The organism is Geomonas anaerohicana, from assembly GCF_016458305.1.
In the GTDB taxonomy this organism is placed as follows: domain Bacteria; phylum Desulfobacterota; class Desulfuromonadia; order Geobacterales; family Geobacteraceae; genus Geomonas; species Geomonas anaerohicana.
The window spans coordinates 543,826-562,917 of sequence record NZ_JAEMHL010000003.1; the positions used below are offsets into that span (position 1 = coordinate 543,826).

The 19,092-nt window shown below is 59.2% G+C and carries 21 protein-coding genes; 6 read left to right on the forward strand and 15 right to left on the reverse strand.

Features of this window, described 5'->3' with window-relative positions:
• Positions 1 to 139: 139 nt before the first annotated feature.
• The 4 genes from JFN91_RS08700 to JFN91_RS08715 are packed head-to-tail and all read right to left on the reverse strand — an operon-like array spanning position 140 to position 1,993.
• Positions 140 to 532: a type II toxin-antitoxin system YhaV family toxin gene (locus JFN91_RS08700; protein WP_199388805.1), complete on the reverse strand. Its 393-nt coding sequence runs from the start codon at positions 530 to 532 to the stop codon at positions 140 to 142.
• A gap of 1 nt (position 533) precedes the next feature.
• On the reverse strand, positions 534 to 1,397 hold the full coding sequence (locus JFN91_RS08705) for a hypothetical protein (protein ID WP_199388806.1): 864 nt from the start codon (positions 1,395 to 1,397) through the stop codon (positions 534 to 536).
• 8 nt (positions 1,398 to 1,405) lie between these two features.
• Positions 1,406 to 1,672 (reverse strand): hypothetical protein, encoded by a 267-nt coding sequence (locus tag JFN91_RS08710; protein ID WP_199388807.1) that lies wholly within the window; start codon positions 1,670 to 1,672, stop codon positions 1,406 to 1,408.
• 30 nt (positions 1,673 to 1,702) lie between these two features.
• Positions 1,703 to 1,993 (reverse strand): hypothetical protein, encoded by a 291-nt coding sequence (locus tag JFN91_RS08715; RefSeq protein WP_199388808.1) that lies wholly within the window; start codon positions 1,991 to 1,993, stop codon positions 1,703 to 1,705.
• Between the two features lie 204 nt (positions 1,994 to 2,197).
• Between JFN91_RS08715 and JFN91_RS08720 the strand changes: the two genes are divergently transcribed.
• The 4 genes from JFN91_RS08720 (at position 2,198) to JFN91_RS08735 (ending at position 6,687) form a co-directional block, all read left to right on the forward strand.
• Complete coding sequence (locus tag JFN91_RS08720; RefSeq protein ID WP_199388809.1) at positions 2,198 to 2,926, forward strand: OmpH family outer membrane protein; 729 nt, start codon at positions 2,198 to 2,200, stop codon at positions 2,924 to 2,926.
• Between the two features lie 205 nt (positions 2,927 to 3,131).
• A complete protein-coding gene (locus JFN91_RS08725) occupies positions 3,132 to 3,602 on the forward strand; it encodes a DUF2844 domain-containing protein (RefSeq protein ID WP_199388810.1) in 471 nt (156 codons plus the stop codon).
• Entirely contained in the window at positions 3,589 to 5,043 is a 1,455-nt protein-coding gene (locus tag JFN91_RS08730; RefSeq protein ID WP_199388811.1) for a DUF3443 family protein, read from the forward strand. The genes JFN91_RS08725 and JFN91_RS08730 overlap by 14 nt, the downstream gene beginning before the upstream one ends.
• A 258-nt stretch (positions 5,044 to 5,301) precedes the next feature.
• Positions 5,302 to 6,687 (forward strand): S10 family peptidase, encoded by a 1,386-nt coding sequence (locus tag JFN91_RS08735; protein ID WP_328746416.1) that lies wholly within the window; start codon positions 5,302 to 5,304, stop codon positions 6,685 to 6,687.
• A 6-nt stretch (positions 6,688 to 6,693) separates the two neighbouring features.
• On the opposite strand, the gene JFN91_RS08740 is transcribed toward JFN91_RS08735, so the two are convergent.
• Positions 6,694 to 7,461 (reverse strand): DNA/RNA non-specific endonuclease, encoded by a 768-nt coding sequence (locus JFN91_RS08740; protein WP_236015037.1) that lies wholly within the window; start codon positions 7,459 to 7,461, stop codon positions 6,694 to 6,696.
• A gap of 86 nt (positions 7,462 to 7,547) precedes the next feature.
• Positions 7,548 to 7,742: a hypothetical protein gene (locus JFN91_RS08745; protein WP_199388812.1), complete on the reverse strand. Its 195-nt coding sequence runs from the start codon at positions 7,740 to 7,742 to the stop codon at positions 7,548 to 7,550.
• A 303-nt stretch (positions 7,743 to 8,045) separates the two neighbouring features.
• On the opposite strand from JFN91_RS08745, the gene JFN91_RS08750 reads away from it, so the two are divergent.
• On the forward strand, positions 8,046 to 8,882 hold the full coding sequence (locus tag JFN91_RS08750) for a hypothetical protein (RefSeq protein ID WP_199388813.1): 837 nt from the start codon (positions 8,046 to 8,048) through the stop codon (positions 8,880 to 8,882).
• Here JFN91_RS08750 and JFN91_RS08755 read toward each other — a convergent pair.
• The 5 genes from JFN91_RS08755 to JFN91_RS08775 all read right to left on the reverse strand — a co-directional run bounded on the left by JFN91_RS08755 (position 8,815) and on the right by JFN91_RS08775 (position 15,093).
• Positions 8,815 to 10,818: a (Fe-S)-binding protein gene (locus JFN91_RS08755; protein WP_199388814.1), complete on the reverse strand. Its 2,004-nt coding sequence runs from the start codon at positions 10,816 to 10,818 to the stop codon at positions 8,815 to 8,817. The two genes, JFN91_RS08750 and JFN91_RS08755, sit on opposite strands and share 68 nt — an antisense overlap.
• A 353-nt stretch (positions 10,819 to 11,171) precedes the next feature.
• Positions 11,172 to 12,485 carry an electron transfer flavoprotein subunit alpha gene (locus JFN91_RS08760; RefSeq protein ID WP_199388815.1) on the reverse strand — a complete coding sequence of 438 codons (1,314 nt, stop codon included), beginning with the start codon at positions 12,483 to 12,485 and terminating at the stop codon, positions 11,172 to 11,174.
• 49 nt (positions 12,486 to 12,534) lie between these two features.
• Positions 12,535 to 13,347, reverse strand: a complete 813-nt coding sequence (locus tag JFN91_RS08765) for an electron transfer flavoprotein subunit beta/FixA family protein (protein ID WP_199388816.1) — start codon at positions 13,345 to 13,347, stop codon at positions 12,535 to 12,537.
• Positions 13,348 to 13,430: 83 nt separating this feature from the next.
• Complete coding sequence (locus tag JFN91_RS08770) at positions 13,431 to 14,150, reverse strand: GNAT family N-acetyltransferase (protein ID WP_236015038.1); 720 nt, start codon at positions 14,148 to 14,150, stop codon at positions 13,431 to 13,433.
• 85 nt (positions 14,151 to 14,235) lie between these two features.
• Positions 14,236 to 15,093 (reverse strand): radical SAM protein, encoded by an 858-nt coding sequence (locus JFN91_RS08775; protein WP_199388818.1) that lies wholly within the window; start codon positions 15,091 to 15,093, stop codon positions 14,236 to 14,238.
• A gap of 499 nt (positions 15,094 to 15,592) precedes the next feature.
• Here JFN91_RS08775 and draG point away from each other — a divergent pair, with 499 nt between their 5' ends.
• Positions 15,593 to 16,498, forward strand: coding sequence for an ADP-ribosyl-[dinitrogen reductase] hydrolase (gene draG / locus JFN91_RS08780; RefSeq protein ID WP_199388819.1), 906 nt, complete (start codon positions 15,593 to 15,595; stop codon positions 16,496 to 16,498).
• Between the two features lie 334 nt (positions 16,499 to 16,832).
• Here the strand turns inward: draG and JFN91_RS08785 are convergent, their stop codons facing one another.
• The 4 genes from JFN91_RS08785 to nifX all read right to left on the reverse strand — a co-directional run bounded on the left by JFN91_RS08785 (position 16,833) and on the right by nifX (position 19,058).
• The gene (locus tag JFN91_RS08785) at positions 16,833 to 17,624 is read right to left on the reverse strand and encodes an NAD(+)--dinitrogen-reductase ADP-D-ribosyltransferase (RefSeq protein ID WP_199388820.1); all 792 of its coding nucleotides are present in this window, start codon (positions 17,622 to 17,624) and stop codon (positions 16,833 to 16,835) included.
• Positions 17,625 to 17,697: 73 nt separating this feature from the next.
• Entirely contained in the window at positions 17,698 to 18,027 is a 330-nt protein-coding gene (locus JFN91_RS08790) for a NifB/NifX family molybdenum-iron cluster-binding protein (RefSeq protein WP_199388821.1), read from the reverse strand.
• A gap of 180 nt (positions 18,028 to 18,207) precedes the next feature.
• Positions 18,208 to 18,471 (reverse strand): ferredoxin III, nif-specific, encoded by a 264-nt coding sequence (gene fdxB, locus JFN91_RS08795; protein WP_199388822.1) that lies wholly within the window; start codon positions 18,469 to 18,471, stop codon positions 18,208 to 18,210.
• Positions 18,472 to 18,668: 197 nt separating this feature from the next.
• Positions 18,669 to 19,058 (reverse strand): nitrogen fixation protein NifX, encoded by a 390-nt coding sequence (gene nifX / locus JFN91_RS08800; RefSeq protein ID WP_199388823.1) that lies wholly within the window; start codon positions 19,056 to 19,058, stop codon positions 18,669 to 18,671.
• Between the last annotated feature and the right edge of the window lie 34 nt (positions 19,059 to 19,092).

Below are 19,092 nucleotides of genomic sequence, written 5' to 3' on the forward strand. Positions count from 1 at the left end.
AGCAACTGCTGACTTGCAGCCCCCTCCCCGTCCCTCCCCCTCCGGGGGCGGGGACGCTGCGGTCCATAGCTCTCTGGAAACGATGCCCCCTACAGTTTTCCCATAAGTCCCATCCTTCCCATCACTCCCATGATTCCCATCACCCTTTGCTCTTACCCCTAAACGCCCGATACGCCTCCATGTGGCTCCTATACTTCACCAGGCTCACCTCGCTGTTGAGCCAGGCGTAGATGATGGCGTTGGTCTCCTTATCCCACTTGAAGAAGAGCCGGTGTTCCTTGGTGGGCTTGGCGCGGCGCCATTGCCGGTAGGCATGCCCCTCGGCCTCTCCCTGGTAGAACGAGGCGTGCTGCGGGTCAGCCGGTATCTCGTCCTTGATGGCGCGATACACCCGCGCCAAGAGCTTCGCCTGGGGCGAGTCCTTGTAGGACTGCGGGTTCCTCTCCTTTTCCTTGGCCACCACGGCGATCAGTTCGTCCAGGACCTGCTCGAACGCGGCATGAAAGCGGATGCGCGACTCGTTGCTGACCATCCTAGACCTCCACGTCCCTGATCAGTTCCTCGATCAGCTTCATCTTGTCGGGGTCCGGAACCTTGATGGTGTCGGCACTGAAGGCAAGTTCCCGCTCCATGCTGTCGTAGAGCTCATACAGAGTGCCGTTCTCGACGGAAAAGGAGAAGGCATCGAAGATGCGGGGATGGCAGGCCATGGTGGCGAGTCTCTCGGAGACGCGGTCCTCGTAATAGGTGGCTACCAGGCTGTCCGGGAGGACGAAACGGTAGTGGATGAATGAGGCGTTCTTGCCGCGCACCAGTTCGTAGCTGTAATGCTGCAGCATGGCGTCGGTTTCGGAAAAGGCAGTCCCGATAGCGCCCAGTACCGTCTTCAGATCCTGTTCCGCTAGCCCCTGGCGAGTAAGCGCTTCGGTCACCTCGTAATCGCCTTGGCGCGGGTGAGGCACCCCTTCGTGATCCTGCTGCCACTGGGACAGCAGTTTCTTCAGCAGTGAAAACCTCCCGGTCAACGGGGCGATACCGATGGCTGCGGCAAGCAGTTTCGGCTCCTGCGGGGCACGATCCAACGCCAGCAGGGCGTACTTGGCGGCCTCGTTCCAAAGGCAGGACTTTTCCAGGGCAAAGGCGTAGTACATCAGGGAGAGGTAGGAGTCCGAGAGTTCGATGGCCTGGAGATACTGGGCGTGCATCGTGGCGATGTCGTGCTCCAGGCAGGCGACCAGCCCAAGCAGGACATGGGCCGAGACGGGGTCTTTCTTCAGCAGCGTCTGCGCCGCTTTCTTGTACTTGGCCAGCTTCAGCCCCTGGGTCACGTCCCGGCGGGTGAAGCCTCCCAACTCGCGCAGGAGTTGGCCGAAATCGGCTTGCTTGCGGAAAAACATGGTGGGGCTCAGCTAAGCGCCGTGCCGCAGAACCTGCACGAGCTCTCGCGCCATTTGCTGAACTCGCTGCAATTCGGGCACTGCCGGTAGTGCCCCTGCACCGGTCGCAGCGGGCGCTGAAAGAGTGTGATCATCACGGTGGGAGCAAAGAGGCCGTTCACCAAAAACCACAGCAGCGGGTTGCGCCCCTTGCTGTAGGCGACATAGGCGCCTATGGTCCCCGGCAGGAGGAAGAAAACGACGACAAAACCCCATTCCATCATGTTGCTAGGCATGTGCGCTCCAATTGGGTGTAAAGGGCGGGATCAGGTTCTAGGTTCGGTCCTGGTGATGGTGCTGCGCAACTCGAGCCCGAGCAGCCCGGCGGCCTCGTGCACCGCGTTCAGGTAGCGTTCCTTGAAGTGCGGCAGGCCGTCGGTCGGGTTGCCATCCTCATCCCAGGGAAACTCGGTGCGCGACAGCACGATCATGATCTCTTCCAGTTCGTCCCTTTGCTTTCTCAGTTCACGGATCTCTTGCACTGCCTCTCGCAAAACCTCCGCGGTGGCCGGGTCATCGGTGGTTGCTCCCTGCAGCTTCTGAAGTATATCGGTCATGTGTCGCTCCTCTTCAAGTTGAGGCATGGTAGCAGTGAGGCGTATACGAGTCAACTGCCTTTATAGCCACGCCTTGCCGGCACTTTCCATCCCCCGGGCGCCACTTCAGCACCACATAGCACATTTCTTTTAATTGCCAAAGCGTAACAAAGGCTTTATGCTCTCCCAGTTGCAGTCAACACTACTCAAACAAAGGAAGATCATATGACCAGGTTCGTGACACTACTCATCGGCTCCGCCCTCACCTCTCTCATTGCCGCCAATGGTTTTGCCGCTGATGCTGCCCCCGCTGCAACTGCAGTAGCCGCTGCGGCCGCAGTGGTTGCACCTACCGCAGTGGTTGCACCTACCGCAGTGGTTGCACCTACCGCAGTGGTTGCACCTACCGCAGTGGTTGCACCTACCGCAGCGGTTGCACCTACCGCAGCGGTTGCACCGGCCGCAGCGGTTGCACCGGCCAAAGACGCTGACGCGACTGCAATAAAAATCGCGTACATCGACATGGCCAAGGTCGCAGCAGAATCTCCGGAAGGAAAGGCTGCCGGCGAGTCGCTGAAGAAGAAGTCCGAGCAGCTGCGCAGCAAGCTCGACGCCAAGACCAAGCAGCTTGAGAAACAGAAGGCCGCCATCGAAGCCAAGCTCCCCACCATGACCCAGAAGGAACGTTCCGCGAAGGCAGCCGAGTTCCAGAAGAAGGTTGAGGAGTACCAGAAACTGGCACGCACGAGCGAACTGGAGGTAACAAAACTGCAGGACAAGCTCACCAACGAAATCGGCGGCGTTATCAAGAAGGCGGCCGGCGACTACGCCAAGGCCCACGGTTACCTGTTGGTGGTGGAGGAAAAAGGTGTTCTCTTTGCCGACGAAAAGGTGAAGCCCAAGGACATCAGCGAAGAGGTTGCTGCGGAGCTCTCCAAGAAGGAGAAGAAGTAACCGTTACCCTGCAGCGCTGTAAACCCGCCACTCTATCGTTTCGCCGCCTCGGAATTCCCAGGCGGCGAAACTTTTTTCAGCCCCGGTTCCCGCCTTAGTTCGACGTCAAAAAAATTAACAAAATCTAAGACAAACTTACAAACGTTGGTAGACTGTCACCTTGTTTCTGGGAAGGACCAATTTCTGAGCGGCACAGGGGACAACGATGATGCTACGACTTTGGCTTATTTCGCTTTGTCTGGCGCTGTTCATCGCCTGCCGGTACGGGGTTGCGGCAGCTACCCTGGGAGAACCGGCCGATACCATCGCCAGGGACACCAGGAAGTTTTCCGGCGTGCTCCAGAAATCATCGGTCCGGGCCAAGTACCGGGTCCAGTCCTTCGCCTCGGGGACCACGGCCACCACGGTGCGTGAGTACGTGACCCCTTCGGGTATCGTCTTCGCGGTAGCCTGGAACGGTCTGGTGCACCCGGATTTGCAGGCGCTGCTGGGCAATTACCACCAGGACTACAGCAAGGCACGTTCCCGCGCCGTGCGTGAGCCGGGGCGCCGGGGTGCGAAGGTGACGACGGAGCGGTTGGTGGTGGAAACCTGGGGACACATGCGTAACCTGCAAGGGCGGGCCTATCTTCCCGAACTCCTGCCCGAAGGAGTGAGCGTCGATGAGATCCGTTAGGCTATCGGCAGTCCTGGCCATGGTGGCGGTGCTCATGGGTCTGGTGGGGTGCGGCGGCGGAGGGAGCAAGGGACCTGCACTCACCTCAATCTCGGTAGCCCCTGTCAATGCCACCATCCCCGTCGGCACGACCGGGCGGTTCACCGCCACCGGCACCTATTCAGACAACAGCAGCCGGGACATTACCAACCTGGTTTCCTGGACCTCCTCCACGGCGGGGATAGCAACCATAAGCAATGTAGCAGGGACCAAGGGGACGGTTACCGCGCTGTCGGTTGGCACCACGACGGTAACGGCAACCTTGGGAACGGTGACTGCCAGCACGATTGTCACCACTACGCCGGCGTCGAATCCTGCCGCCAACGTGATGCCGCTAACCGTCAACGGCTCGCTTTGTTCAGCCGGAAGTTACCTCAACAAAGCCTGCGTGAGCGTCACTATCTGCAACCCTGACCTCTCGGCCTGCCAGACGGTAAATGATATTCTGCTCGATACCGGCAGCTATGGCCTGCGTGTCTTTCAGCAGGCGATCCCCAACCTGACCCTGCCGCCGGTTGCCAGCGGTGCCGGTTCACTGACCGGTTGCGTCCAGTTTGCCGACGGCAGCTCGCTTTGGGGCCCGATCCGCACCGCGATGGTGAAACTGGGCAATGAACCGGTCGTCTCGGTGCCGATCCAGGTCATAAATTCCAGCTTCGGGTCGCTCCCCCTCCCCTGCGTCAACGCCGATCCTACCCCGGTCTCCTCCGGTTTCGCCGGCATCCTGGGGGTCGGCGTGTTCAAGGAGGATTGCGGTGCCGGCTGTGCCGTTGCCGCGAACAACGGCGTCTATTACAGTTGCAACGGGACCACTTGTGTCGGAACGACGGTTCCGCTCGCAGACCAGGTGCAGAACCCGGTCGCGGCGCTTCCGGTGGACAACAACGGCCTGATAGTAAGTCTGCCGCCTGTGCCGGTCGGCGGGGTGCCTTCAGTCGATGGATCCGTAATCCTTGGAATAGGCACCAGCACCAACAATTCCCTGTCCGGTCCGGTCGTTCTCAAGACCGACAACACCGGCGACTTCAAGACCGTCTTCAACGGGATTAGCACCAACGGCTTTGCCGACACCGGTTCCAACGGCTTATTCTTCCCCAATGCCGACCCGAGCGTGCTCCCGGTATGCGCCTCGCCCAATACCGACTGGTACTGTCCGCCGGTGACCCGAACCCTGCTGGCGACCAACGTGAGTGCCACCAACTCCCCCTCCTCCACGGTCAGTTTCCGGATCTCCAACTTCAATACCCTGGTGAGCAGCTCCAATCGCGTTTTCAGCGACCTAGGCGGGCAATCCGGCTTCGGTTTCGACTGGGGACTCCCCTTCTTCATGGGGCGCAGCGTCGCCTTCGGCATCGAAGGAGAGGCGTCGCCACTCGGGACCGGCCCCTACGTTGCCTATTGATACAAGCGCCCCGGGATCAAAAAAGCACCTTGCTTATTGGCAGGGTGCTTTTTTTTGTGACATAGTATCGTTGGTGTCGTGATTGGAATTGGCAGCAAAGGGGGGAGATACTTGTTCAGGTCACTACTGATGGTTCCAGTTTTACTTTTTGCCTTGGCTCACATACCGGCTTCTGCCACGGCCGCGCCACCCGAGAGCAAGCCGCAAGGCGCAGAGCATCAGGAAACGCAGAATAAGCCATCAGCACCGGCAAGAGCCGTGGTAACCACTCATAAGGCGCTCATCGGCGGCAAAGAAATCTCGTACCAGGCCTGCGCCGGTACGCTGCCGGTGCAAAATGAGGCGGGGGATACCGAGGCCGACATCTTCTACGTCTCTTACAGCGTGCCGCAGGCTGCCAGCGCGAAACCACGCCCCCTGCTCTTCGTGTTCAACGGCGGTCCCGGCGCCGCGTCCGTCTGGTTGCACCTCGGCGCGCTGGGGCCCAGGCGCGTGCAGATGATGCCGGACGGGAGCATGCCGGCGCCCCCCTTCCACCTGGTCGACAATGCCTCCAGTTGGCTCGATGTCGCCGATCTCGTATTCGTCGATCCTGTCGGCACAGGCTACAGCCGCGCCGCCAAACCCGAACTCGCCAAGAAGTTCTCAGCGGTGCAGGCGGATATAGACTCGCTTGGGCGTTTCATCAGGCTCTACCTGACACGCAACGGACGCTGGGACGTCCCCATCTACCTGGTCGGTGAGAGCTACGGCACCTTCCGCTGTGCCGGCCTGGCCGAGCACCTGGTGGAACACGGCGTGGCACTGAACGGCGTGATCCTGGTCTCCAGCGTCCTCAACATGCAGACCATAACCTTCGATTACGGCAACGATCTCCCCTACCAGCTTTTCCTTCCCAGTTACACGGCCACGGCCTGGTATCACCATAAACTCGACCCGGAGTTGCAGGCGGACCTGGGGCGAACCCTGGCGCAGGCAGAGCAGTGGGCGGCAACGGAGTACCTCCGGGCGCTGAACCAGGGGGATCGCCTGACTGCGGCGGAGCGCAAGGCAATAGCGGCGAAAATGGCGCGATTCACTGGACTCAGTATCGAACTGGTAGAGAACAGGAACCTCAGGGTCGACAACCGGGACTTCGCAAGGGAGTTGTTGCGCAGCGAGGGACGCGTAGTCGGCTTGATGGACAGCAGGTTCAACGCGGAGAATCCGGAACCGGGCAAACACCTCGGTTTCGATGCGACCGTGGCTAACATCCGTCCTCCCTTTACCAGTGCCGTCAACGCGTACCTGAGGGAGGAACTTGGCTACCAATCCGACTTGGAGTACTTCGTGCTGGGAGGCGGCATCGGCCGCTGGGACTGGGAGGCCAAGAACAGCTACGCCGACACCAGCGAGAACCTGCGTGACGCGATGGTAAAGAACCCTTACCTGAAGGTCATGGTCGCCTCGGGCCTCTTCGACCTGGCCACCCCCCACTTCGCCACCGACTACACCGTGGCGCATATGGGACTGGGGACGGAACTGCGGCGCAACGTCTCGGTCAAGCGGTATCGCTCCGGGCACATGATGTACCTGGAGACGGAATCGCTGGCCCAGCTCAAGGCGGATGCGGCAGAGTTTATCCGTCAAAGCCTGAAGCAGTAGTTTAACTTATTGCCACAGTGCAGTCGGCGTCCGCGTCTCGATCCGGTCCTGCTCTTCCTTCGGGAGAGTCGCAAAAAAATCCAGGCCGGTCTGCCTTTCCACCTCGCGCACCGGCACCAGGTACCTGGGCATGTCCTCGGTCTCCAGAGCCTGGTTCGGCATGATCAGCGCCAGCGCCTCGTGCCGGGCCGGGTCGAGGATGACTTTGTACAGGGCTGACGGCACCGCTACATGGTTGCGGCCGATGGTCTTCACACTCCCTTTCGGGTAGATCGGCCCGCTGTAGATAAAAAGTTCTCCCCGCTGTTCCACCCACCTGCGCACCTTCCCTTCCAACTCGGCCCAGATACCCCGATTCATCCCGGCGCCCGCTTGGGGCACCATGTTGGAAAGATAAAAACTCTCGGACATCGCCTGTTCGTCCCACGCCATGTCTGCTGCGGGCGCCATGTGGCCGCGATCGTAACCAGACCCGCGGTAGTCGGAGAGTTCGGCGCGCTGCCCCTTGGGGAGATCGACATCGGGACGGAAGTTGTCGGAGCGCTTCAGTTTCGCCTGCAACCGTTCCCTGGTCATCCTTTCTACTACCCAAAGCGGCGTCTTTTTTTGCGCGTCGTGGCTCAGCAGGAAGCCTTTGCGGCAGAGCAGGTCGCCGCTTTGCCCGGGCACGCCATAGGTGGTGAATTCCTGGCAGTCCTCGAGAGCACCGCCGAACGCGGCAGTTGCCGATACGAAGAAGAGAAAGACGATTTGGAAGAGATGGCTACGAGGCATGGCACCGCCGCAAGCCCCGTTGGGGGCGGTTGATTGCGCGGCAGTTTAACAGCAGAAAGCAGCCCGGTGCAACCGTCTTGGCAACCTCAGTACAGGTCCCGCTCTGTCTCAACGTTGTTGAGATTCAACTTTCTGTTTATCTCGCGCACGTACTGTGGTTCTTCCGGTTCGAGAGTCTCCCCCTTGAAGTCCAGGAGGAGCTTCAAGAGATAGCAGAACAGCCCAAGCCCGAGACAAGGCAGCACCCCACCCAGCAACAGCATAAATCCTGAATATTCCACGCCGACCTCCTTCGTCAGAATCTTCAGATTTCAGCGGGAACCAATAATATATTAGTGCAGATTAATGTCAAGCGGGTGTTTTGTTAATGTTTCGGGTCTGGTGGGCTGAGCCACGGATGGGCAGGGATTTGCGGCGGGTATGAAAAAAAATTAACCACACTGTTTACACGATGCATTTGTCGTTTATTATAGACGCTGTGAATGTATTCTAATGCTTTAAGCGAGGTGCTACTGACAATGCACGAGGGATTCCACTCAGACCACAGCCAAAGAGCTGCCGCAGAGACTTTCCATCGGACTGGCATGACCGCGCAGATCGCAGAGGTTAAGGCAAAGCTTATTCACAATGTCAGGCGCAACTCGAAGAGATATGGCGCACTGACCTCCTCCCGCATCCTGACCGTACTTGCCAAAGGACTGCCTGGTGAGTTGCAACATGGGGTGATGGACGCAATTTCAGCAGGTGCCCTCGCCAGTGACATCCGCACACTGATAACCCCTTCCGGCCAACTGTTTCTGTATTCCCAGGACTACATGAGCTCCGAAGACGCCGCCGCCAAGGGAGAGCTGGAAGAGGTTAAGCATGCCTTGGCCGAAAAAATCCGCCGTGATTCCAGGGTACTCACCGCACTAACTCCGCTTAGCAGCATGTTTGCGCTGGTCCCCGACATCAAGCCGGTAAAGATCTGTTCGCTGCTCAACGAGATGCAGGCCCAGGTCCAGTACCGGGACATCAAGACGGTCTCCGCCTTCAGCGGCGAGCTTTACCTTTATTGCGACGCCCATATCACCGAGAAATACGCCGGTTTGCTGGTTCGCTCTGCCGTTACCGACGCCTGCAGCACCATCGTGGATACGGTGCGGGAAGAATCGCGGATTTACCCCAGGCCGACCAGGGTGAGCCTTTTCACCAGCCAGGTTTACGGCATCCCTGCCGCTACCCTCCACCCCTGCATCGTCCGGGTTCTCAACTCACCGCAATACTCGGACATCCGCAAACTCGTGCACCCGGAAACCGAAGTCGAGTACCTCTATTCCACCCTCCACATGAACGAGGAGCAGGCGTATTCGCTTATGACGTGGCTGGAGGAAGAAGGGACGGCTGCAGGGAGAGCGCTACCACTTCCGCAATGTCCCTGACCTGGGTCGTGGTCCCGGGCACGTCCTTGATACCATCCTCGAACATGGTCATGCAGAAGGGACAGCTGACGCAGACAGTCTCTGGTTGCTGCGCCAGCGCCTCCTGCACCCGGTTGCGGTTGATAGGTGTCCCTTCGTGCTCCTCGAGCCACATGCGCCCTCCCCCGGCCCCGCAGCAGAAGGCGTTCTCCCTGTTGCGCCCCATCTCCCACACTTTCCGCCCGGTAGTCATCTCCAGCACCTGGCGCGGAGCATCATAGACGTCGTTGTGCCGGCCTAAATAGCAGGAGTCATGGAACACAACGCGTCCTATCTCCGCATTGCCGGTTGTCTCAAGCCTGCCTGACGTGAGCAACTGGTTGATCAACTCGCTGTGGTGTACCACCTCCAGTTCCAGGCCGTACTGGCGGTAGTCGTTCTTCAGCGTCGTGAAGCAGTGCGGGCACTGGGTGATTATCTTGGTGACACCCCGTGCCAGGAACTGCTGCACGTTCTCTATCGCCATCTGGTCGAACAGGTACTCGTTGCCCAGGCGCCGAACGCTGTCACCGCAACACTTTTCCTCCTTGCCCAATACCCCGTAGGACACGCCCGCCGCGTCCAGCACGCGCGTCAGAGCCACCGAAACCTGCTTGTTGCGGGCATCGAAGGCGCCGGAGCAGCCGACGAACAAAAGATACTCCGTCACACCCGCCTCGAACGGGCGCAGGTTCAACTGCGAGCTCCACTTGCTCCGTTCCGACGGCGCCATGCCCCACGGGTTGGAGCGCTGCTCCATGTTCTCGAAGAGGTTCAGCAACTCCTCCGGGAAACGGGCTTCCATCTGCACCAGGTGCCGACGCATCTTGACGATCTTGGGGAGGTGCTCGATGAAGACCGGGCAAACCTCCATGCAGGCGCCGCACGAGGTGCAACTCCAGAGCGCGGCCTCCTCGGTACTCCCCCCCTTCCCGTTGCCGATCAACGAGATCTCGCGCTCGGCCTCGATGTCGCCGGAAATCTTTTCCATGACTGCGCCGTTTTGCAGCAGATTCTCCTTGATGGCGTGGATGACCTCGCGCGGGTTGAGCAGCTTACCTGTGCTGGCCGCGGGACAGGATTGCTGGCAACGACCGCATTCCGTGCAGGAAAAGGAATCGAGCAGATCCTTCCATGACAGCCGCTCCACTGTTGCCGCTCCAAAGCTGTTCCCTTCCAGGAAGGTCTCGCGCTCCTGGGTAGAGCACTTGTCCAAGCTGCGCAGGAAGACATTGGGTATGGCGGTAAGTATGTGCATATGTTTACTGTAGGGAAGAAAGTTCATGAATCCAAGGAGTACCACCGCGTGGATCCACCAAAAGACGTTGCCCGCTGTCTCCAGGTGCGCCGCTGCGGGCGTGGTTTTGACGAGACCTGCGACCAGGTTCGACACCGGTGTGGCTGAAGTCTGCGGCAGCATCCCCTGCGCGATGCGTACTCCGTTCAGCCCGAAGTAGGCCAGCATGAGGGCCGCGATCATAGAGAGGATGAGATAGGCCTCGAAGGTGCGGGCCCCGTCGAAGGGCGGGTTGACCGTGCGGCGCACCGCTGCTGTTGTCACCGCCAGCAGGGTGGCCAGGGAACAGAGGTCGAACAGGAACAGCAGCGCGCCGTGCAGGGGAGCCGGAAGCAGCGCAAAAGAGACCGCCGGGATAAGGCCGGATAGCAGGAATTCAAGGTTGGCCAGCGCCAGCACCAAAAAAGCCCAGAAGATGATGCCGTGGTTCAGTCCGAAGGGACGGCTTACCACCCTCTTCTGCCCGATCGCATACACCAGCATCTCTTTCAGGCGGTCGACCGGGCGGTCGAAGCGGTTCTCGCTCCTGCCGACAGTGACGAGGGACAGCCTGCGGAAGCAGCTGAAGGCAAAGGTGGCCAGGGAAACGGTAAGCAAAGCGGTAAAAAGGGTTTGATTCATTCAAGACTCCATTTGATGCCGGGAGGGGACTGGCTCCGCAAGGTGCCAGTCCCCCTTAGCCTTGGGAAGCTGGCTGAGCTGAAAGAAGCGTTCCGCTAGAGGGACAGGCACCTAACGGGAGCCAGTCCCTTCTGCTGCGCCCCTTAGCAAAGTGCGTCGCGAAGTCCCCCTTTGCGAAGGGGGATTTAGGGGGATTTGCTGTTGGTTGATGATTTGCTGTTGGTCGGGGAGAGGCAAATCCCCCCTGTCCCCCTTTCTCAAGGGGGGAACGTCAGGCCGCGTGCAGTGCTTGGTTCAATCCTTGGCGAGCTTCGCTGATACTCAGCGTTCTTCGCGTATCAGCTTTTAGGTTTTCAAGCAGCTGTCCTTTGTTTCATCTCCTTCACCCGCGCGGTCAGCGCGGGCACCACCTGGAACAGGTCCCCGACGATGCCGTAGGTGGCAACCTCGAAGATAGGAGCCTCGGGGTCGCGGTTGATGGCAATGATCACGTCGGAATCCTGCATCCCCACCAGGTGCTGAATGGCGCCGGAGATACCGCAGGCGATGTAGATCTTGGGCCGCACCGTTTTGCCGGTCTGCCCGACCTGCCGGTCCTGCGGCAGCCAGCCGGCGTCCACGGCGCTGCGCGACCCGCCGACCACCCCTCCCAATTCCTCGGCCAATTCCTCCAGCATGGCAAAGTTATCCTTGGCCATCAGCCCGCGCCCGCCCGAGACGATGAACTCGGCACCGGCCACGTCCACCTTGTCCTTGGCGCCCTTTTCCGTTATCACCTCCAGCACGCGCGTGAAGATGGAGGCTTCCGAAATGGTGCAACTCTCGTGGATGACCGCGCCGGTCCTGCCGCTTTTCTGCTGCGGCATGGGCATCACGTGCGGACGCACCGTCGCCATCTGCGGTCGAAAGCGGTCACACATGATGGTGGCCATTATGTTGCCGCCGAATGCGGGGCGGGTCTGCATGAGGTTGCCTTTTACGTCGATGCCAAGCCCCGTGCAGTCTGCAGTGAGACCGGTCTTCACCCGCGTTGCGACCGCGCCCGCCAGGTCGCGCCCCATCCCCGTCGCGCCCATCAGCACCACCTCCGGCTTGTGCTGGTCGATCAGGTGGCACATCGCCTCCAGGAACGGCTCGGTTCGATACTGGCGGAATACCGGGTCGTTGACCAGGTACGCCTGTTCCGCGCCGTAACTGAAGGCAAGGTCCGCGAGGTGCTCGACACCGCTACCGATGATCACGGCCGATAGAGGCACCCCGAGCTGGTCGGCAAGTTCACGCCCCACTCCGGTCAACTCCCAGGAAACCTTGGCTGCTTCTCCGTCATTGTGCTCGATGAAGACCCAGACCCCCTTGTACGCCGCGATCATGCGGCGGCGTTCCAGCTCTTCTTCGTCCACCTCTTCGCCGCCGTGTTTCTCGAAGCTGGCGATGATGGCCAGTTCCTCCGGGGTGTAGAACATTTCAAGAGCGCCTGCCGGGCAGGCTTTGACGCACTTCACGCAGCCGATGCATTTTGCCGCCTCGATGATCGGTTCGCCCTGCTCGCTCATCTCTACGCCATTGACGGGGCAGACGCTTTGGCAGCGCGCACCGCAGGCGATGCATTTGCCGGTAATGACCCGTGCCTTGCCGCGCGGTTTCTTTGGTTTTTGTGGTTCAGTCATGAGGCACCTATTTTGTTGAATTGTGTCGGACAGGTCCGACAAGAATTGCCTACACCGCCAGCATGTCGCTGTCGATCAACCGGTCCAGCAGCAGGTTCGCCGCCCCCACCGGGTCGTTCATGCCGTCGCCGATGATCTCTCCTTCCTTGCGCTCTGGTGAGAAGATGCGGCTCACCCAGGTCGGAGAGCCCTTGAGCCCCACGCTGTTCACATCCAACTGCAGTTGCTCGTTGCTCCAGCACTCCACCTGCGCCTTGGCAGAAGAAAGCCGCATGGGCACCGTCGGGTAGCGCGGTCGATTCAATTCGCGCACCACGGTTATCATCGCAGGCAAGCGCGCCTCGACGATCTCGTAGCGCCCCTCCAGTTTGCGTCGCACCACGACGGTCTTCTGTACCAGGTCGATCTTCTCGATCCTGTCCACCAGCGTCAGTTGGGAATACCCCAGCCGCACCGCGATGCCTGGACCAACCTGGGCGGTGTCGCCGTCTATGGTCTGCTTGCCGCAGAAGACGATCCCCACTTCCTTCTGTTCGCCCAGCTTTTTGATGGCCGCTGCAATAACGTTACTGGTGGAGAGCGTGTCGGCACCGCCAAAGACGCGGTCAGAAAGGAGGATGCTGCGGTCTACACCCAGGGCCAGTGCTTTTCTGAGCGTTGCCTCCGCGTTGGGCGGCCCCATGGAAAGGGCAACGGCCGTAAAGCCATGACTGTCCTTGAGCCGCAAACTCTCTTCCAACGCGTGGCTGTCATAGGGATTGATGATGAATGGTATGCCATCCCTGATAAGAGTATTGGTGACGGGATCTATCTGTACCTGGGTGGTATCCGGAACCTGCTTTATGCAGGCAACAACTAACATGCGCCCTCCTTATCGACCCCTTCTACTCGTACTTACCGGCTTATTGGTTTATTGCTGTATCGTTTTGCCTGGAACCTGCTTCCCTACCCCATGCTGCCCATACTGGCCAATGCAAACACCTTCTGTGGCGCATACTTAGGCCTCACACCGAGGTACATGAGTGTGTTGCTCCCCCTGATCGAAAAACCGTTACGCGTGAGTAAGGCTGCCGCAGTGACGTTGCCGGCGGGAACATCAAGAAAAACGGATCGGCCGGCCGCAGCCAGGGCGAGCTCGAACATCGGTGCGGCCTGTCCTTCCAGGAGTCCCCCCCAGGGACCGAGCTGTGTCCCGTGGGGCCAATGCTGAACGCACAGAAAGGAGTGATTGCCGCAGATGACCTGGCCGCGGCCGCTGGTGATGGTCAAAAGTGCATCACGCCGGTCACCCCACCCGGAACTGTCCACGCGACGTAGCAGATCAGGGTCATACCAGTTCGACGTGGCCCAGCGCGCGCTCCCGCTCCCCTCCCCTACCCAGCGGTTGACGCTGTCGACGGCGATGAAGCCGAGCTTCTTGTACAACTCCACCCCTTTTGCTGAAGCCGTCAGCCAGACCGTCTCTACGCCGGCATCGAGCAACGCATGCAAGGCCCCCTGCATCAACTCGGTGCCGATACCCCCTCTGCGCGCCTGTGGCGTAACCAGTAGATTCCCGATCCAGCCGCTTTTGTGGTGGCGCAGCGACGTGATGTACCCCACCACCTCATTCCCGTCGCGTTTCACTAAGCATCCTTGCGGAAACGTCTGCAGCAGGAAGTCCATCTCCCATTTCCCGCACACCCACCCTTCTGCCCGGGCCAACTGGAGGAACGCCTCGATATGTGAGCTGTTAAACTGGCTCAGCATCTCATCGGGCCGTTGTCACGGCCAATTGCAGGTTCTCCCCGATCAGGCCGACAGCGTCGGCGCGGCACTGCTTGCAATGCTTGAACTGCCCGATCGTCTTCTCGTTATCGCGGCGCAACGCGTCCAGGCGGTCGGCAGAAGGCGGCTCGATGTGTGCGAAATCCGCCTGCGGGATGAGCGGCATGATGTTCATCACGAACGCCCCCAACTCCTTGACCTGCTTCGAGATGAGCGGTATCTGGGAGTCGTTGACTCCCGGGATGAGCACCGTGTTGATCTTGATGGTCATCCCGAGTTCTGCGGCCTGGCGGATACCTTCCAGCTGGTTGCGCACCAGGATCTCCCCCGCTTCACTGCCGCTATACGTCGTACCCCGGTAGTGCACGTATGAGTAGATCTTGCCGCCGATGACCGGATCGAGGGTGTTCAAGGTGACGGTGAGGCTGTGCAGCCCCAGTGCCTTGAGGATCGGCATCTTGTCCGGCAGCAGGAGGCCGTTGGTGCTCATGCACTTGATGAGTTCGGGAAATTCACGGTCCACCAGTTGGAAGGTCTCGAAGGTCTCGTCGTTAAAAAGGGGGTCACCGGGACCGGCAATGCCGATGACCTTGATGATCGGCCCGGTGACCGGACTGGCCATTACCTCCCGTACCCTGACGATCGCCTCTTCCGGTGAGAGCAGCCGGCTGGTCACGCCGGGTCGCGATTCGTTGGCACAATCGTGGCGCCTGGTGCAGTAGCCGCACTTGATGTTGCACTTCGGGGCGACTGCCAGGTGCATCCTTCCGTTTTTGTGGTGGTTGCCGCCGAAGCAGGGGTGTCCCTGGATTTTCTTCATCTTCTCGCACGAGGTTGCCATGGTATCCTCCTTGACCCGTTCAGGCTTGGCCTGAAAAAGAAAATGCCCGGTCGGATCTCAATCCGCCGGGCATCGTTGCCGTCACTGTCAGATACATCGTTGTACCTTATCCTTGTAAGAGCATTTAGCGTGCCACAGGTATGGTGCGGTGCTGTCTACGGTATGACCTCGGTTTGCAGGGTGATAATGGCTTGCGTGAAGACTTTGCCTAAAAGCGCGCAGAATTGGAGGTTTAGCCAAGAGCCATGACTATAATTATTCTGTCGCGCACATGACGGCAGCATCGCCGGAAGCGATGGCGACGCGGCCGTGTCGTTTCTGGGTTGCTCTGTCACACGTCACCTACCCTCGTCTATTTTTTGGGCAATGCCTAACGTCGCGGCAGTAGACCTTCACTCCTGCTCGGGTGTCGCAAGGCAAAAACAGGCGTACCAAGAGGCCTTGCAACAGTGATCGAGGCACCACTAAAGTACGGATTGGATATTGCAGCATCATCCCTATGGCCATTTCTTCGGGACATAGAGACGTTATCAGCCGGGCCCGCGGTGCATTCCTCGGCCTTGCTGTTGGTGATGCGCTTGGGGCTCCGGTCGAGTTCATGACGCGCGGTGAAATAAAAGATAAGTACGGCGTTCTGAAGGAAATGGTAGGAGGCGGCTGGCTTCGATTGAAACCCGGGCAGGTCACTGATGATACCGAGATGTCTCTTTGTCTGGCGCGTGCAACCGTCAAGGCAGGAAGATGGGACCTGCAGGCGGCGGCTGAGCACCTCGCGGGGTGGCTCAAGTCCAAACCTGTCGATGTCGGTGACACCTGCCGGCGCGGCATCCGGAATTACATGCTGCGCGGCATGCTGGAGACACCGCCCAACGAATGGGACGGCGGCAACGGCGCAGCCATGAGGACATTACCCGTCGCCCTGTGCACCGTTGGGGACCATCTCTTACTGGAACGCCTCACCCTTGAACAGGCCCATCTTACCCACAACCATCCCTACTCCGATGCCGCCTCCATATACCTTGGACGATTGCTGCACCTAGCACTTACCGGGCGCTCCATGCTGCAACTGCGCCGCGAGGCGGACCAACTGATCTCCATGCACCCCTCCTTTGCCTTTGATCCATACAAAGGGTTGGCCACCGGCTACGTGGTGGATACGATGCAGACGGTCTTCCACTGCTTCTTCCGGTCGCGCTCGTTCGAAGGGTGCGTCGTCGAGACCGTCAACCAGGGAGGCGACGCAGACACGACCGGTGCGATAGCAGGTGCCATTGCAGGAGCTTATTATGGTGAAGAGGGAATTCCGTCCAGATGGCGGAAGAAGGTGTCAAAGGAGTTGGTCGCCGAAATCTCAGACTTGGCCGAACAACTGTTGCGGTTGTCGCCGCTGGTGCAGAGGTTGTAGCGCGGCGATTGATGAGTTGTCGGACGGAACTATCGAGTTGTTGGACTGAACTATCAAGTTGTTGGACTGAACTATCAAGTTGTTGGAGGGAACTATCGAGTTGTTGTACGGAACTACCTAGTTGATGGACGGAACTATCGAATTGCTGGGCGGAACTATCGAATTGCTGGGAGGAACTATCGAATTATTGGACGGAACTACCGGGTTGAAGGACGGAACTACCGAGTTGCTCGGATGGAACTGTTGACTTGTTGAGTGATTGATAACGGGTTCGCTCCAAATTGACGAGTGAGGGGCACGATGCATAGGCTATCGCTACGGAGCTTCAACTGAGCTAAACGGTACACATAAGCCGTTTGACGCGGTACTCTCCACCGATTACAAGGCATTCCCCCTCACCCTTCAGGATCGAGTTGGGCAGCAATTCGCTGTAGAAGAATACCTTCGCCAGCGGAACCTGCACCTGCCACACGACAAAACCGAACTCCCAGGCACGTTCCTCGTCGGTCGTGAACGAGTTGAGGTTGTTGAGTCGAACGATATCTTCCCTTTTGGAGATCGTCTCGAGGACATCATACTCGGACCTGTCGAAGGTGCCACGGAACAGGGTGAGGTGCTTGCGGTCGGGATATCTCTTGGCAAGCTCGTACTGGGAGTATTCGTACAGGAGGTCGAGTTGGGAATTGATTGCCGAAGTGCGTGCGCTCCCCTTGGTACGGTCCACAGCATACTGCAGGTAGTTTTCGTCGTGGATGCCGGATACGCGCATGTTGTGAAAGGTTGGCGCGAGTCCCATCCTGCTTTCCACCCAACCCTTCAGAACCGCTCCTTCCACAGAGTTGGAGTCCATCATCCATCCCCGTAGGAAGCGAAGGTAGCTGTTTTTGAGGCTCTTGCGCGCCGTCGCGGTCTCCTGCTGCCATTGGTGCAACTGGAACTTCACCGACATGTAGTCGTTGAAGACAGAGGCACGCTCCTCATGAGATGCAATGCCGTCCAGTTTGTCGAACAGGAAGCGGTTAACGGCGCGTACCCCCTGTATTTCCAGGGGCTGCGGGTTGTCGTTGAAATGGCGGGAAGCGATTACCCAGGGTGGGAGGTTGCAGTGGTTGAATGAATTCTCCATTGAATCACCACTAAAAAGCAGATTGAGATCAAGACTGAGGTTTAGATGAAAAAGGTCCGTTCACGGGCAGCTTCTACAGCACCTTCGCTAGACCCCGCAGGACAGGTTCTATTTCGCCTTCCACGACGTACGGTTCTACGCCCAGGCGGTCGAGCTCCATCTTGGGAGCTTCACCTATCATCGAACAGACCACGGCGCGGCACCCCTGGAGAGCGTCGGCGGTGTCTTTGAGCGTGTGGGCGCGCAGTGGGTGGTCTGGGTCGAACCGGCAGTATTTCTCAACGGGCCGTTCCTCCAGGAAAGTGACCACATCATCCTCCACCTGGTAGATGAGAAAGCGCTCCACGTGCCCGAAGTGCTGGTTAATTTCTTTGCCATCTTTAGACGCTACTGCGAATAACATAGGGACCTCCAATTTTGTCTTACCCTGAACTCCCCTCTCCCCCCCCGGGAGAGGGTGCCCGGAGGGCGGGTGAGGGAGTTGCCTTTAGCCATCAAGGTCGGTGGCGGCACCGCCCTCACCCCTGCCCCTCTCCCTGAGGGCGAGGGGGAACACCCCGCGCTCTCGGGATCAAAGGTGGCTCTACGCCTCCACCGGTGCGAAGCTAAAGCACTTCTTGGAGCAGGTCCGGCCGCAGGCACCACAGCCGATGCAGTTGCCGGGGTTGTCGACTTTCATGAACATCTTGGCCGAATCGTCCTCGTCCAGTTCCTCAAACGACAATACGTCGTGGGCGCAGACCTTGTAACAGCGGCCGCAACCGATGCAGGTTTCGTCGTCGATGGCAACGATGAATTCAGGGGTCCATTCTTTCTTGCTCTTGGTCAAACCGGTGATGTAAGCCATGGTGATTCTCCTTTTGTAAGTCAGTTATCAGCCGATAGTTAATGCATCGAATTAATGTTAAGCAGAGTCTCTCGGTCTTGTTCCCTCCTCAGGAGGGGGAGGGCCAGGGAGGGGGACGCTGTCCGCGCAACACCAAGCTTCCCCCCTCCAACCTCCCCCCTCCGGGGGAGGCTAGTACTCGCCCAGGGGTGTGGAGGCTAGTCCTCGTCCAGGAAAGAACTCACCTGGTCCTTGTTCATTGCCTTGCGCAGCCAGGGGGGCGGGTTTCCCCTCAACACTTCCTGCATCTTCTCGATAGATTCCTTGAGCCCCACCTCGACGTTGGTCTTCATAGGGTGGATCCGTTTGGCCACCAGTTTGGCCGCGGCCGGACCACCAATCTGCATGGTATAGACGATGGCGCAATCGGAGAGCAGGTTGGCGCGGGCGGCGATGCGATCTTCTTCATCGCTACCGTACTCGCTCACGGTGACGGTCTGGACGTAATGCGCCTCATCCGGCCCCACCTCCCAGATATGGAAGAACTCAGCCTGGCCAAAGTGCATGTCGATGGTCTCGCCGGTCCTGGTGGTAAAAGCGATTTTCATAGCGTGGTCTCCTTAAAAGCGAGGTTAAGGTTGA

Coding starts and splice junctions, on each gene's coding strand:
- JFN91_RS08700 (WP_199388805.1), bottom strand. CDS start 532: ATGGTCAGCAACGAGTCGCGCATCCGCTTTCATGCCGCGTTCGAGCAG.
- JFN91_RS08705 (WP_199388806.1), bottom strand. CDS start 1,397: ATGTTTTTCCGCAAGCAAGCCGATTTCGGCCAACTCCTGCGCGAGTTG.
- JFN91_RS08710 (WP_199388807.1), bottom strand. CDS start 1,672: ATGCCTAGCAACATGATGGAATGGGGTTTTGTCGTCGTTTTCTTCCTC.
- JFN91_RS08715 (WP_199388808.1), bottom strand. CDS start 1,993: ATGACCGATATACTTCAGAAGCTGCAGGGAGCAACCACCGATGACCCG.
- JFN91_RS08720 (WP_199388809.1), top strand. CDS start 2,198: ATGACCAGGTTCGTGACACTACTCATCGGCTCCGCCCTCACCTCTCTC.
- JFN91_RS08725 (WP_199388810.1), top strand. CDS start 3,132: ATGATGCTACGACTTTGGCTTATTTCGCTTTGTCTGGCGCTGTTCATC.
- JFN91_RS08730 (WP_199388811.1), top strand. CDS start 3,589: ATGAGATCCGTTAGGCTATCGGCAGTCCTGGCCATGGTGGCGGTGCTC.
- JFN91_RS08740 (WP_236015037.1), bottom strand. CDS start 7,461: ATGCCTCGTAGCCATCTCTTCCAAATCGTCTTTCTCTTCTTCGTATCG.
- JFN91_RS08750 (WP_199388813.1), top strand. CDS start 8,046: ATGACCGCGCAGATCGCAGAGGTTAAGGCAAAGCTTATTCACAATGTC.
- JFN91_RS08755 (WP_199388814.1), bottom strand. CDS start 10,818: ATGAATCAAACCCTTTTTACCGCTTTGCTTACCGTTTCCCTGGCCACC.
- JFN91_RS08760 (WP_199388815.1), bottom strand. CDS start 12,485: ATGACTGAACCACAAAAACCAAAGAAACCGCGCGGCAAGGCACGGGTC.
- JFN91_RS08765 (WP_199388816.1), bottom strand. CDS start 13,347: ATGTTAGTTGTTGCCTGCATAAAGCAGGTTCCGGATACCACCCAGGTA.
- JFN91_RS08770 (WP_236015038.1), bottom strand. CDS start 14,150: ATGGACTTCCTGCTGCAGACGTTTCCGCAAGGATGCTTAGTGAAACGC.
- JFN91_RS08775 (WP_199388818.1), bottom strand. CDS start 15,093: ATGGCAACCTCGTGCGAGAAGATGAAGAAAATCCAGGGACACCCCTGC.
- draG (WP_199388819.1), top strand. CDS start 15,593: ATGGCCATTTCTTCGGGACATAGAGACGTTATCAGCCGGGCCCGCGGT.
- JFN91_RS08785 (WP_199388820.1), bottom strand. CDS start 17,624: ATGGAGAATTCATTCAACCACTGCAACCTCCCACCCTGGGTAATCGCT.
- JFN91_RS08790 (WP_199388821.1), bottom strand. CDS start 18,027: ATGTTATTCGCAGTAGCGTCTAAAGATGGCAAAGAAATTAACCAGCAC.
- fdxB (WP_199388822.1), bottom strand. CDS start 18,471: ATGGCTTACATCACCGGTTTGACCAAGAGCAAGAAAGAATGGACCCCT.
- nifX (WP_199388823.1), bottom strand. CDS start 19,058: ATGAAAATCGCTTTTACCACCAGGACCGGCGAGACCATCGACATGCAC.